At 66.9% G+C, this 13,329-nt stretch carries 13 protein-coding genes; 11 read left to right on the forward strand and 2 right to left on the reverse strand.

Annotated features, from left to right (window positions below; translation table 11 throughout):
- The first annotated feature begins 64 nt into the window (after positions 1-64).
- From KHY18_RS01005 to serA, 11 genes are all read left to right on the forward strand, one after another.
- Positions 65-1,711 (forward strand): acyl-CoA synthetase, encoded by a 1,647-nt coding sequence (locus KHY18_RS01005; RefSeq protein WP_213293343.1) that lies wholly within the window; start codon positions 65-67, stop codon positions 1,709-1,711.
- Between the two features lie 173 nt (positions 1,712-1,884).
- Positions 1,885-2,733 (forward strand): 3-methyl-2-oxobutanoate hydroxymethyltransferase, encoded by an 849-nt coding sequence (gene panB / locus KHY18_RS01010; RefSeq protein ID WP_213293344.1) that lies wholly within the window; start codon positions 1,885-1,887, stop codon positions 2,731-2,733.
- Between the two features lie 26 nt (positions 2,734-2,759).
- Entirely contained in the window at positions 2,760-3,602 is an 843-nt protein-coding gene (panC, locus tag KHY18_RS01015) for a pantoate--beta-alanine ligase (RefSeq protein WP_213293345.1), read from the forward strand.
- A gap of 4 nt (positions 3,603-3,606) precedes the next feature.
- Positions 3,607-3,990, forward strand: a complete 384-nt coding sequence (gene panD, locus KHY18_RS01020; RefSeq protein WP_213293346.1) for an aspartate 1-decarboxylase — start codon at positions 3,607-3,609, stop codon at positions 3,988-3,990.
- A gap of 407 nt (positions 3,991-4,397) precedes the next feature.
- Positions 4,398-5,171 carry an energy-coupling factor ABC transporter ATP-binding protein gene (locus tag KHY18_RS01025; protein WP_213293347.1) on the forward strand — a complete coding sequence of 258 codons (774 nt, stop codon included), beginning with the start codon at positions 4,398-4,400 and terminating at the stop codon, positions 5,169-5,171.
- 4 nt (positions 5,172-5,175) lie between these two features.
- On the forward strand, positions 5,176-5,769 hold the full coding sequence (locus KHY18_RS01030; RefSeq protein WP_213293348.1) for an energy-coupling factor transporter transmembrane component T family protein: 594 nt from the start codon (positions 5,176-5,178) through the stop codon (positions 5,767-5,769).
- Between the two features lie 46 nt (positions 5,770-5,815).
- Positions 5,816-6,400: a biotin transporter BioY gene (locus tag KHY18_RS01035; RefSeq protein ID WP_213293349.1), complete on the forward strand. Its 585-nt coding sequence runs from the start codon at positions 5,816-5,818 to the stop codon at positions 6,398-6,400.
- A gap of 11 nt (positions 6,401-6,411) precedes the next feature.
- Complete coding sequence (locus KHY18_RS01040; protein WP_213293350.1) at positions 6,412-7,908, forward strand: AMP-binding protein; 1,497 nt, start codon at positions 6,412-6,414, stop codon at positions 7,906-7,908.
- On the forward strand, positions 7,905-9,062 hold the full coding sequence (locus tag KHY18_RS01045; RefSeq protein ID WP_213293351.1) for a thiolase family protein: 1,158 nt from the start codon (positions 7,905-7,907) through the stop codon (positions 9,060-9,062). The genes KHY18_RS01040 and KHY18_RS01045 overlap by 4 nt, the downstream gene beginning before the upstream one ends.
- A 16-nt stretch (positions 9,063-9,078) precedes the next feature.
- Positions 9,079-9,786 carry a nitroreductase gene (locus KHY18_RS01050; protein WP_213293352.1) on the forward strand — a complete coding sequence of 236 codons (708 nt, stop codon included), beginning with the start codon at positions 9,079-9,081 and terminating at the stop codon, positions 9,784-9,786.
- 128 nt (positions 9,787-9,914) lie between these two features.
- Positions 9,915-11,147 carry a phosphoglycerate dehydrogenase gene (gene serA / locus KHY18_RS01055; RefSeq protein ID WP_213293353.1) on the forward strand — a complete coding sequence of 411 codons (1,233 nt, stop codon included), beginning with the start codon at positions 9,915-9,917 and terminating at the stop codon, positions 11,145-11,147.
- Here serA and KHY18_RS01060 read toward each other — a convergent pair.
- Both KHY18_RS01060 and KHY18_RS01065 read right to left on the reverse strand, forming a co-directional pair.
- Entirely contained in the window at positions 11,144-12,535 is a 1,392-nt protein-coding gene (locus KHY18_RS01060) for a heavy metal sensor histidine kinase (RefSeq protein WP_213293354.1), read from the reverse strand. The two genes, serA and KHY18_RS01060, sit on opposite strands and share 4 nt — an antisense overlap.
- On the reverse strand, positions 12,532-13,206 hold the full coding sequence (locus KHY18_RS01065) for a heavy metal response regulator transcription factor (RefSeq protein ID WP_213293355.1): 675 nt from the start codon (positions 13,204-13,206) through the stop codon (positions 12,532-12,534). Before KHY18_RS01065 ends, KHY18_RS01060 begins: the two co-directional genes overlap by 4 nt.
- Between the last annotated feature and the right edge of the window lie 123 nt (positions 13,207-13,329).

The following is a 13,329-nucleotide window of genomic DNA, read 5'->3' on the forward strand; positions in this document are numbered from 1 at the left end:
CGGGTAGAGTGCCAATCAAAGCAGCGCGGGGGTCGCGCTGCGCCGTGACGCAAGGAATTCTGTGGTGACTTCCATTTTCGATAGCGATCTTCCCCGCAATGCCGCGAACACCGCGCCGCTGACGCCGCTGGCCTTCATCGCGCGCACGGCCGAGGTCTATCCCGAACGCCTGGCCATCGTGCATGGCGCGCTGCGCCAGACCTGGGGCCAGACCTATGCGCGCTGCCGCCAGCTGGCCAGCGCCTTGCAGCGCAACGGCATAGGCAAGAACGACACCGTGGCCGTGCTGCTGCCCAATACGCCGCCCATGGTCGAGGCGCATTTCGGCGTGCCCATGTCGGGCGCGGTGCTCAACGCGCTCAATACCCGGCTCGACCCCGAAGCGATCGCTTTCATGCTCGACCATGGCGAAGCGCGCGCGGTGATCGTCGACCCCGAGTTCGCGGGCCTGCTGGCCAAGGCGCTGACGCTGCGCCAATCGACCAAAGACCTGCTGGTCGTCGAAGTGCAGGACGCGCTGTACGGCGCGAGCAGCCAGCCGCTGGGCGGCCTCGACTATGAAGACTTTCTTGCCGGCGGCGACGCGCATTTCGCCTGGGCGCTGCCGGCCGACGAGTGGGACGCGATCGCGCTGAACTACACCAGCGGCACCACGGGCAATCCCAAGGGCGTGGTCTACCACCACCGCGGCGCGGCGACGAACGCGATCAGCAACGTGCTCGAGTGGGACATGCCCAAGCATGCGGTCTATCTCTGGACGCTGCCCATGTTCCATTGCAACGGCTGGTGCTTTCCCTGGACGCTGGCGCTGCGCGCGGCCGTCAACGTGTGCCTGCGGCGCGTCGACGCGCAGGCCATCTTCGATGCGATTCGCGACCATGGCGTGACCCACTACTGCGGCGCGCCCATCGTGCACGGCATGCTGGTCAATGCGCCGGCGGCCATGAAGGAAGGCCTGCCCACGGGCGTCAAGGCCATGGTCGCGGGCGCCGCGCCGCCGGCGTCGATGATCGAAGGCATGGAGCGCATGGGCTTCGATCTGACCCATGTCTACGGCCTGACCGAGACCTATGGCCCGGCTGCGGTCTGCGCCCAGCATGGCGACTGGGGCCAGCTCGACATAGGCGAGCGCGCGCGGCTCAATGCGCGCCAGGGCGTGCGCTTTCACCTGCAGGGCGACGTGCGCGTGCTCGATCCCGAAACCATGCAGCCCGTGGCCCAGGACGGCGAGACCATGGGCGAGATCATGTTCAAGGGCAACATCGCGATGAAGGGCTACCTCAAGAACGCCAAGGCAACGCAGGAGGCGTTCGCGGGCGGCTGGTTCCACAGCGGCGATCTGGCCGTGCAGTACGCCGACGGCTACATCAAGATCAAGGACCGCAGCAAGGACATCATCATTTCGGGCGGCGAGAACATCTCGTCGATCGAAGTCGAGGATGTGCTCTACCGCCACCCCGACGTGCTCGCCGCGGCCGTGGTCGCCAAGCCCGATGCGAAGTGGGGCGAAACGCCTTGCGCCTTCATCGAGCTCAAGGCCGGCGCCACGACCACGCCCGAAGACATCGTCGCGCATTGCCGCAAATACCTCGCAGGCTTCAAGCTGCCGCGCGCCGTGGTGTTCGGCGAACTGCCCAAGACCAGCACGGGCAAGATACAGAAGTTCGAGCTGCGCAAGGTCGCGGGCTCGGCGACATCGATCGACGTCTAGCCTTTCGGCAGGCTCGGGGTGAACGGTGTTTGCGCCGTTCAGCTTGGTTTTGTGAAGGATGTGGTTGCATGCGCTGCGACGTTTTTCAAGCGGCTGTGGTATGGTCGGCGCGCGAAAAACGACAAGAATCCCGGGGACTTGCGCGACAGGCTCCGGAATACCGAGACAGCGCCATGAAATCCACTACCGAGTTCCAGCAGTTCAAGCGCGAGGAGCGCAAGATCGTGATGGTCACCGCCTATGACTATCCGGGCGCCCGCTATGCCGAGGCCGCGGGCGTCGACACCATTCTGGTCGGCGATTCGCTGGGCATGGTGGTGCTGGGCTATGACTCGACGGTGCCGGTCACGGTCGACGACATGGTGCACCACGCCAAGGCCGTGCGCCGCGGCGCGCCCGCCACCTGCATCGTGGTCGACATGCCGTTCGGCAGCTACCACGCGGGGCTCGAAAGCACCACGCGCTGCGCGGTCGACATGATGCAGCGCAGCGGCGCCGACGCACTCAAGGTCGAAGGCGCGGGCGAAGTGATCGAAGTGATACGCCGACTGACCCATGTGGGCATTCCCGTGGTCGGCCATCTGGGCCTGACGCCGCAGTCGGCCGCCGTGATGGGCGGCTACAAGGTGCAGGGCCGCGACACCGCGGCCGCGCAGCAGATCATGAACGATGCGCTGGCCTGCGAGGCCGCGGGCGCCTGCGCGCTGGTGCTCGAATGCGTGCCCCAGCAGCTGGCCAAGCGCATCAGCGCCCAGCTGGCGATTCCCACGATAGGCATTGGCGCGGGACCGGACACCGACGGCCAGGTGCTGGTGTTCCATGACCTGCTGGGCTATGGCAGCCACCGCGTTCCCAAGTTCGTGCAGCAGTTTGCCGACGTGGGCACGCCGCTGCAGGCCGGCCTGGCCGACTATGCGCGCGCGGTGCGCGGCGGCGCGTTTCCCGCCGAAGCCCACACGTACAACATCGACGACTCCGTGCTCGAACGCATCTACGGCGGCATCGTGCCCGCGACCTCCTAAAATTCGTCCCTGGAAGATTGGCTGCCATGCAACGCCTGACCCGAATCGCCGACCTGCGCCAATGGCTTGCCCACGCGCGCAGCCAAGGCAAGACCATCGCCCTGGTGCCCACCATGGGCGCGCTGCACACGGGCCACATGGCCCTGGTCGAGAACGCGCGCCGGCATTGCGACCTGGTGGTGATGAGCGTTTTCGTCAACCCGCGCCAGTTCGGCCCGAACGAGGATTTCGACGCCTATCCGCGCGACCTCGACGCCGACTGCGCGCTGGCCCAGGCGCATGGGGTCGATGCGGTGTTCGCGCCCTCGACCGAAGAGATGTACCCGCATGCCGCGGGCCCGCTGATCATCGCCGGCCGCCAGGCGAACATGTTGTGCGGCGCCTCGCGCCCCGGGCATTTCGACGGCGTGCTGCAGGTGGTCTGCAAGCTGTTCAACCTGGTCCAGCCCGACCGCGCGTTCTTCGGCCAGAAGGATGCGCAACAGGTGGCGATCATCCAGACCTTTGTGCGCGACTACAACCTGCCGCTGGAAATCTGCGTGATTCCCGTGGTGCGCGAAGACGACGGCCTGGCGAAATCGTCGCGCAACGTGTATTTGAATGCCGAGGAGCGCGCGCATGCGCCGGCCATACACGCGGCGCTGCAGCTGTGCCGCGAACGCCTGCAGGCCGGCTTCGGCCCCGACGCCGCGCTGCATGCGGCGCGTGCGCATATCGCCGGCATTCCCGACAGCCGCATCGACTACCTTGAATTGCTCGCCTGGCCCGATCTGCTGGCGCTGGGCGACGACGAGTCCAGCTGCATCGCGCTGGCCGCGGTCTACGTGGGCCGCACCCGACTGATCGACAACATCACTTTCCAGAGGTAAGCCCATGTTCCGCATGCTGATGAACAGCAAGATCCATCGCGCCCAGGTCACCCAGGCCGATCTCAACTATGTAGGCTCGATCACCATCGACCAGGACCTGATGGACGCCGTGGGCATAGTCGCCAACGAGAAGGTGCACGTGGTCAACAACAACAACGGCGCGCGCTTCGAGACCTATGTGATCGCCGGCGAGCGCGCCAGCGGCGTGATCTGCGTCAACGGCGCGGCCGCGCGCCTGGTGCAAAAGGGCGACATCGTGATCATCATCGCCTACGCCTATGTCGACGCCAAGGAACTCGCGGCCCATGTGCCGCGCGTGGCGATCATGGGCGCCGAGAACCGCATCAGCCAGCTGATCTTCGAAGAGCCGGCGCTGACTGTTCTCTGAGTCGCACGCCAGGTTCTGCGTTTTGCGCCCCGGCAGCCTCTGTGCTGCCGGGGCGTTGTCGTTTCTACGGCCTTTGGTTCTGCGGCGCTGCGACGCAGGCGGCGGTTGCTTCGTAACGCCATCCCTTCGTCGCGCATCTCCCGAGCGTTGGCGGCGCAGGGGGTCGTGTTTTACCCGCAGATGCGTGTTCAATGGCGTGCAAAGCGGGAACACACCGCGAACAGCCCGCAACTGACCGCTATGTTCGGTCTTTTTTGCCAGAACATGCGGGGCCTCAAAAGGCCCAGGATATTTGCGAGAAGTTGGTGCAAGAACGCATGTCTTTAGTGGCAAGATGAGCGAAATTTGGTTTTCAGGGCCGGCATGTATGCGGTCACTGACCATGAACTATTTCAATTGATTGCCCTATGTCTGTTTCCTGCGCTGAGACCTCTTGCGGTCTGAGCAAGCTTTCTCCGCCGCGTATCGAACTCGCCAGCGTTCGGCTGGTGCGCGGCCATACCCAGGTGATCGAGAACCTGAGCCTGGTCTGGGACCAGCCGCGCATAGGCCTGATCGGCAACAACGGCGCGGGCAAGACCAGTCTGTTCCGGCTGCTGTGCGGGCTCGAGGCGCCGGCTGCGGGCGAAGTGCTGTTCGACGGCCAGAACCTGCATGCGGCCGGGCGTGAACGCACGCGCTGGGTGGGCATGATGTTCCAGAACCCCGACGACCAGATCATTTTCCCCACGGTGGAAGAGGAGCTGGCGCTGGGACTGCAGTCGCAGGGCTTGTCCAAGCGCGACGCCAAGGCCCAGGCGCGCGAGTTTCTCGCCCGGCGCGGCCTCGGCGCCTGGGCCGAGCGCGCGATCAGCAGCCTGAGCCAGGGGCAGCGCCAGATGGTCTGCTGGCTCGCGCTGCTGATCGCCGCGCCGCGCACCGTGCTGCTCGACGAACCCTATGCGAGCCTGGACCTGCCGGGCCAGGCCCAGCTCGCCGACGACATTGCGGCGGCTTCGCAGCAGGTGATCGTCTCCACCCATGTGCTGGCCCATGTGCGCGACTATGCGCGCGTGGTCTGGCTGGACCAGGGCCGGGTGCGCGGCGACGGCCCGGGCGAAGAGGTCTGTGCGGCCTATGAAGCCGCGGTGGCCGCCGACGTCGCGGCCCGGCGCGCGGCAGCTCCCGCACATACCCTCTGACGCCATGGGCAGCCTTTACAGCGATCTCCCCACCTGGCTGCACCGCCATGGCGCCGGCTTCAAGCTGGCGTGCATGGCGCTGTTCGGCACGCTGCTGTTCCTGATAACCAATCCCTGGGTGCTGGGCGTCTGCGCGGCGGGCGCGGCGCTGCTGTGGTTCAGCCTGGGCGAAGCCACGCGCATCGCGCGCCGGCTGGTTTTCTCGGTGCTGCTGGGCGCGCTGCTGGTCGCGCTGTTCCATCTGTGGATGGGCCGGCCCACGCTGGCCGCCGTGAGCGCCTTGCGGCTGGCGACGGCTTGCGTGCTGGGCGTGGCGCTCGCGGTGACCACGCGCCCCATGGACCTGCTTGAAGTGCTGGACCGCTGGCTTGCGCCGCTGGCGCGCATAGGGCTGCAGCCCGAACGCATTTCCCTGCAGCTGGGATTGATGCTGCGCTTCACCGAGCATTTTTTCGTGCAATGGAAAAAACTCGACGATGCCTACCGCCTGCGCACCGGCCAGGCCGGAGGGCTGCGATTGATCGCGCCGCTCACCGTGCAGATGCTGCAGGCCGCGCGCCGCGTGGCCGATGCCCTGTTCGCCCGCCTCGGCGGCTGAATGACCGATTTCCTGAATTCCGATTGATACAACCCGAGTGCCACCCATGAAAACCGCCATTTCCCGCCGCCAGTCCGAATCCATGGCCCTGGTGGGCCTGTTTGCCGCGTTGATCGCGGTCATGGGCCTGATTCCCAAGATCGACCTGCCCATAGGCGTGCCGATCACGCTGCAGACGCTGGGCGTGATGATGGCCGGCTGCCTGCTGGGCCCATGGCGCGGGCTGCAGGCCATCCTGCTGTTTCTGGTCGCGGTCGCCGCGGGCCTGCCATTGCTGGCCGGCGGACGCGGCGGGCTGGGCGTGTTCGTGTCGCCGACCGCGGGCTATCTCGTGGGCTTTGCGGCCGCGGCATTCGCCACCGGCCTGGTGATGGCCATGCTGCCCAAGACCACGCCGCTGCGCGCGGCCTGGAGCGCGCTGATCGCTTCCGTGGTCGGCGGCGTGCTGGTGCTGCACAGCTTCGGTATCGCGGGCCTGGTGCTGGTCGCCAAGATTCCGCTGGCCCAGGCTTTCTGGGGTGACCTGCTGTTCGTTCCCGGCGATCTGATCAAGTGCGTGCTGTGCGCGCTGATCGTGCACACCGTCGCCAAGGCGCTGCCCGATTGGCGTTTTGGCGGTCGCGCCGCCTGAGCCGGGTGTCGATGCAGATTCCGTCCCCTTTGTCGCTGGCCTTGCCCGACCTGGGCGCGGCCTTGCCTGCGGCGTTCGAACTGGTGCATGGGCCGCTCGCGCATTGGAGCCGGGTGCAGCCCGACGCCGTCGCGCTGTCGAACGGGCTGGAGCAGCTGGGCTTTGCGCAACTGCAGGCGCGCGTCGCGTCGCAGGCCGCGGCGCTGCGTGCGCGCCGGGCGCCGGCCACGGTGCTGCTCGACGGCAGCGGCTCGGGCCTGGAGCGCATCGTCGATTTTCTCGCCGTGGTCGCCAGCGGCCGCTGCGCGGCCGTTGCCGACCCCGAATGGCCTGCGGCCGTGCAGCAGCAAATCGCCGCGCAGTTCGCCGAGCTGGCGTCGGTCGACATGCCCGAACCCGGGCCCGAGACGCCGTTCTATATCGGCTTCACATCGGGCAGCAGCGGCCTGCCCAAGGGCTTTCGCCGCCACCACCGTTCCTGGACCGAAAGCTTTCGCGTGTCGGCCCAGGACCTGGGTGAGGCCGCGACGCAGCGCGTCTACGCGCCCGGGCGGCTGTCGCATTCGCTGTTTCTGTTTGCCGCGCTGTGGGGGCTGTGGAGCGGCGCGGGCGTCGAGATCCAGGAGCGGTTTTCGGCGGGTCGCGCGCTCGCGCGCCTGCAGTCGGGCGCGTTCCCGGTGCTGGTCGCCGTGCCCAGCCAGCTGCAGTTGATGCTCGAATGGGCGCAGCGCCGCCAGGCGCCGCCGGTCGACGGCGTGGCGCTGCTGCTGATCAGCGGCGCGCGCTGGATGCGCGAGCGCACGCCGGCGCTGCAGGCGCTGTTTCCCAAGGCGCGCATCGTCGAGTTCTATGGCGCGTCCGAAGCCAGCTATATCGCCTGGATGGACGCCGATCCCCAGGCCCCAGCCCAGGCCGTGGGCCGGCCGTTCAGCAATGTGAGGCTGCACATCGGCGCCGACCCGCTGACCGACACGGGCGACAACGCGGGCGAGCCGGGGCTCATCTGGGTGCGCAGCCCCATGCTGTTCATCGACTATGTGGGGCATTCCGACGGCTCGGCCGCGCTGCGCCGCGGCGACTGGCTGTCGGTGCGCGACATGGGCCATATCGACGCCCAGGGCTGGCTGCATCTGCGTGGGCGCGAAAGCCGCATGATCGTGACCCAGGGCAAGAACCTGTTTCCTGAAGAAGTCGAAGCGCGGCTGCAAGCCCATCCGCAGCTGGGCCAGGTGTCGCTGCATGGCGTGGCCGACGGTCTGCGCGGCCATGCGGTGCACGCGGTATTGCAGTCGCCGGTCGATGACGTGTGCCCCATGCCCGACGCGCTGGCGCTGGCCCAGTGGTGCCGCGTGACGCTGGAAGCCTTCAAGGCGCCGCGCCACTGGTGGCTGTGGCAGGGCGCATGGCCGCTCACGGCCAGCGGCAAGACCGACCATGCAACGCTTGCGCGCGCGCTGCAGGCCCTGGACACCGACAGCAAGCCGCAATATCTGCGGCCCTGGCCATGAGCGCTGCTGCCATTCCCGTCATCGCCTGGGCGCGCAGCCCGGTCGCCCCCGTGGGCGGTGCATTGGCGCAACTGCAGTCCCATGAACTCGCGGCGCCGCTGGTGCAGGCGCTGCTGGCGCGCGCCGGCCTGCGTGCCGATGCGGTGGACGCCGTGGTGCTGGGCAATGCGCTGGGCGCGGGCGGCAACCCCGCGCGCATGCTCGCGCTGGCTGCCGGACTGCGCGAGACCAGCGCTGCCTATACGGTGGACACCCAGTGCTGCGCGGGCCTGGACGCAATCACGCTGGCCTGCGGCCTGCTCGCATCGGGTCAGGCGCGCATCGTGATCGCGGGCGGCGCCGAGGCCTGGAGCCGCGCGCCGATTCGCCAGCACCGGCCGCTGCAGCCGCAGGACCCCGCGGTCGCCTATGAACGACCCGCGTTCGCGCCCTGGCCCGAGCGCGATCCCGACATGCTGCAGGCCGCGGCAGATTACGCCCAGCGCAGCGCCTGTGCGCGCAGCGCGCAGGACGCGTATGCGATCGCCAGCCATGACCAAGCCGTCGCCGCACGCGCCGATCAGCGCGCGGAAATCATTGCGCTGCAGGGCCTGGACCATGACGCCTATCCGCGCCTGCTGCGCGCCGAGCGCGTGGCGCGCATGCCGGTGGCGGCAATGGCGCCGGGCGGCGCCGCTTGCGCCGTGAGCACCGTGGCGATTTCGCCCAAGGCCGACGGCGCGGCGCTGCTGCTGCTGGCCACGCCCAACGCCTGCCGCGAATGGGGGCTGCAACCCGCGGCGCTGTGGCGCGGCGCGGTGAGCGTGGGCGGCGCGCCCGAAACGCCCATGCTGTGCGCCGCGACCGCGGCGCGCCAGCTGCTGGATCGCCTGGCGCTGGGCGTGCAGGACATCGCGCGCTGGGAACTGCACGACGCGTTCGCGGTGCAAGGCCTGGACTTCCGTTCCGAACTGGGGATGGACCCCGAACGCCTCAACGCCCAGGGCGGCGGGCTGGCGCGCGGCCACCCAATTGGCGCTTCGGGCGCGATCGCGGCGGTGCGCGTGCTGGCGCAACTGCAAAGCCTGGGCGAGGGCGCGCAAAATGGCCTGGCCTGCATCGCCGGTGCGGGCGGCCTGGGCGCGGCGACGATCTTTCAAAGCCTGCGCGCCTGAGCGCGCGGGAATTTCCATGCATTCCTCCTCTTCCGACTCCATGACATTCAACGCGCCCGCGGATTACGCCGAATTGGCGCGCAGCCGCCGTTCGGTGCGCGGCTTCCTGCCCGATCCCGTGCCGCAGGACCTGCTCGAAAGCCTGCTCGAAACCGCGCGCCAGGCGCCCAGCGGTGCCAATCTGCAGCCCGGGCGTTTCTGGGCATTGCAAGGCCAAGCGCGCGCGCGCGTGAGCGCCGCGCTGTGCGAGGCGGTGCGCACGCAGCAGCCCGCGCGCGAGGAGTACGACTACTTTCCCCAGCCCATGCCCATGCAGCTGCGCAAGCGCCAGGTGGCGTCGGCCCAGGCGCTGTACCGCAGCCTGGGCATTGCGCGCGGCGACGCGGCCGCGCGCCAGCAGCAGTTCGAACGCAACTACCGTTTCTTCGACGCGCCCGTGGCCTTGCTGGTGACGCTGGACCGCGACTTCGGCAGCGGCGGCTTCATGGACCTGGGAATGTGCCTGCATGGCCTGCTGATGGCCGCGCATGCCAAGGGGCTGGGTGCCTGCGCCATCGGCGCGCTGGCCTCCTATCCCGAGATCGTGCGCCGCGAGCTGGGCCTGCCCGACAGCGAAGTCGTGGTCTGCGGCGTGGCCCTGGGCTGGGCCGATCCGCTTGCGCCCGACAACCAGACGCAGACCGAGCGCGAGCCTCTGGGACAGTACTTTCAGGTGCTTTCCTAGGATCTTGCGCCGCCGCGTGCGGGCCGAATTGCGCGCAGCGGCAATGCGAGGAGTTCTCAGGAGGACCTATCCGGCGTAGCGGTATCCAGAATCCGCTGTAATGGAGGATTGCGCAATCGGAGCTTTGAATGACCAACAAGACGTCGCTGGACAAGTCGAAAATCAAGTTTTTGCTGCTGGAGGGTATCCATCCCGGCGCTCTGCAGCTTCTGCAGAACGCGGGCTACACCAATGTGGAAGCGATCTCCGGCGCGTTGCCGGCCGAGGAGCTCGAGCGCAAGATCGCCGACGTGCACTTCGTCGGCATCCGTTCGCGCACGCAGCTGACCGAAGCGGTCTTCCAGGCCGCGCACAAGCTCGTCGCCGTGGGCTGCTTCTGCATAGGCACCAACCAGGTCGATCTCAATGCCGCACGCCAGCGCGGCGTGGCGGTGTTCAACGCGCCTTATTCCAATACCCGCTCGGTCGCCGAACTGGTGCTGGGCGAAGCCATCCTGCTGCTGCGGGGCATTCCCGCGAAGAACGCGGCCTCGCACCGCGGCGGCTGGCTCAAGACGGCCGACAACTCGTACGAGATCCGCGGCAAGACGCTGGGCATCGTCGGCTACGGCTCTATCGGCACGCAGCTGTCGGTGCTGGCCGAAGCGCTGGGCATGCAGGTCGTTTTCCACGACATCACCACCAAGCTGCCGCTGGGCAATGCGCGCCAGGCCGCCTCGCTGCAGGAACTGCTGGCCGTCAGCGACATCGTGAGCCTGCATGTGCCCGAGCTGCCTTCGACGCAATGGATGATTGGCGCGGCCGAAATCGCCGCCATGAAGCCCAGCGCCATCCTGATCAATGCCTCGCGCGGCACCGTGGTCGAGATCGATGCGCTGGCCGCCGCCATGCGCTCGGGTCGCCTGCTGGGCGCCGCGCTCGACGTGTTCCCGGTCGAGCCGCGCACCAACAAGGATGAGTTCGAGTCGCCGCTGCGCGGCCTCGACAACGTGATCCTGACGCCGCACATCGGCGGCTCCACCGCTGAAGCGCAGGCCAACATCGGTCTTGAAGTGGCGGAAAAGCTGATCAAGTACAGCGACAACGGCACGACCACCTCGGCAGTGAACTTCCCCGAAGTGGCGCTGCCTTCCCACCCCGGCCACAAGCGCATCCTGCATGTGCACCACAACGTGCCGGGCATCCTGTCGGCCGTGAACCAGGTGTTCGCGCAGCATGGCATCAACATCGCGGGCCAGTATCTGCGCACCGATGAAACGCTGGGCTACATGGTGATGGACATCGTCGCCGACACGGTCGATCTGCCCATGGCGCAGCTCACCGACATCCCCGGCACCATCCGCTGCCGCGTGCTGTACTAAGCAGCAGGAACCTGTGTCACCGACTCCGGCCCGAAACGCAGAATGAAGCGCGTTTCCTTGGGCTGGCTGTCGACCAGCACCTGGCCTTTGTGCATGTGCATGATCGACTGCGCAATCGCCAGCCCCAGACCGCCCGAGTCGCCGGGCTGGGCGCGCGCCGGATCGCAGCGGTAGAACCGGTCGAACAGCCGCGGCAGGTGTTCGGCGGCGATGGGCTCGCCATGGTTGGAGACTTCGATGTCCAGGCCCAGCGCATGCACCTGGCTGCTGACCGTGACCACGCTGCCGGCCGCGCCGTAGCGCAAGGCGTTCGAGACCAGGTTGGCCATGGCGCGCGCCAGCAGCGCCGAATCGGCGATCAGCCCCCCCTGCGCCAGATTGCGCATCTGCATGTCGCGTTCGTCGGCCATGCCTTCGAAATAGTCGCATACGCGGCCTGTCAGATGAGCGAGGTCCAGCGACTTCAGCTGCAGCATGGCCTCGGGCTTTTCGGCGCGCGCGAGAAACAGCATGTTGTCGATCATGCGCGCCAGACGCTCGTATTCCTCCTGCTTGGACACCAGCAGGTTTTCATAGTCTTCCACGCTGCGTGGCTGGTTGAGCGCCTGCTGGTTCTGGCCCATGAGGTTGTTGAGCGGCGTGCGCATCTCGTGCGCCAGGTCTTCGGAAAAGCGCGACAGCCGCGAATAGCCTTCTTCGAGCCGCGCGAGCATCAGGTTGAGCGCGCAGGTCAGGCCTTGCAGCTCCTGGGGCTGGCGCTGGGCGTCCAGCCGCAGGCCCAGCTGCTGCGGGTGGATGGCCGCGGCCTGCAGGCTCAGGCGGCGCAGCGGCAGCAGGCCGCGGCGCACCACTTCCCAGCCCATCGCAAACGCCAGCAGCACGCCCACCAGCCAGGCGAGGGCGAGATTGGTGCGGTAGGCGGCGAGCATCTGGATGCGCGAGTTCAGCAGCGTGCCGGTGATCACGTGCAGGATGCCGGGCGGGCAGACCACATGGGCCCAGGCCAGCCGCGCGGCTTCGGGGCCGGTGTTGTTGAACAGCATGGGCGAGCCGTCGGCGGGAAAGGCCGGCCGCTGCATGTCGGTGGGATTGATTTCGACCAGCAGCTCGCCGCGGTCGTTGATGATCCAGAGAATGTTTTCCTTGTTGCCCAGCGTATGCGCATAGAGGTGCGGGTGCTGGCGCAAGGTTTCGACATATTCGGGATCGCCCGAAAGAATGCGCATGCGTTCGATGCGCGCGATCAGGGCTTCGTCGTCGCGCTGCTTGAGTTCGGTCTTGAGCGCGTCGTAGACATAAAACCCCATCGCGCCAAACAAAATCGCGCTCACGGCGGCAAACATCAGTGCCAGCCGCAGGCGCAGGCTGATCTGCTCGAATTTCTTCATTCTGTCTCGGCCTCGATGCGGTAGCCCATGCCGCGCACGGTCTGTATCAGTTTGGTGTCGTAGCCGTCGTCGATCTTGGCGCGCAGGCGGCGTATGGCGACATCGACGACATTCGTATCGCTGTCGAAGTTCATGTCCCAGACCTGGGACGCAATGCGCGTGCGCGACATCACTTCGCCCTGGTGCTGCAGCAGCAATTGCAGCAGCGCGAACTCCTTGTTGGTCAGTTCTATGCGCTGGCCCTGGCGCGTGACGCGTCGGCGCAGCAAGTCCATTTCGAGGTCGGCGAGGCGAAAGACGTCGGGCTCGCGCAGCGGCGTGCGGCGCAGCAAGGTGCGCACGCGCGCCAGCAGTTCGGCATAGGAAAACGGTTTGACCAGGTAATCGTCGGCGCCGAGTTCCAGCCCTTTTACGCGGTCTTCGATGGCATCGCGTGCGGTCAGAAACAATACCGGCGTCTGGTGGGTTTCACGAAATTTCCGAATGAAACTCCAGCCGTCCATTCCCGGCAACATGACGTCAAGAATCAGCAGATCAAAATCGGAATTGCGGGACAGATGAAAACCGTCCACGCCGTTGTATGCGACTTCGATCTGATAGCCGGACTCGGTCAAACCCTTTTGCAGATAATCCGCGGATTTGACTTCGTCTTCAATGATCAATATGCGCATGGAGTGCTTGTGCCGGTCCGGGGGAAGGCAGTAATGGTAGTGGCTAACGCGATTTCGCACATGACAAAAACGTAATGTCCACGCAATCTTCGCGTCAGTGCTCTGGTCACAGAATTGTCTTCA

The sequence above is a fragment of the Acidovorax sp. CCYZU-2555 genome (assembly GCF_018413525.1).
In the GTDB taxonomy this organism is placed as follows: Bacteria; Pseudomonadota; Gammaproteobacteria; order Burkholderiales; family Burkholderiaceae_C; genus Comamonas.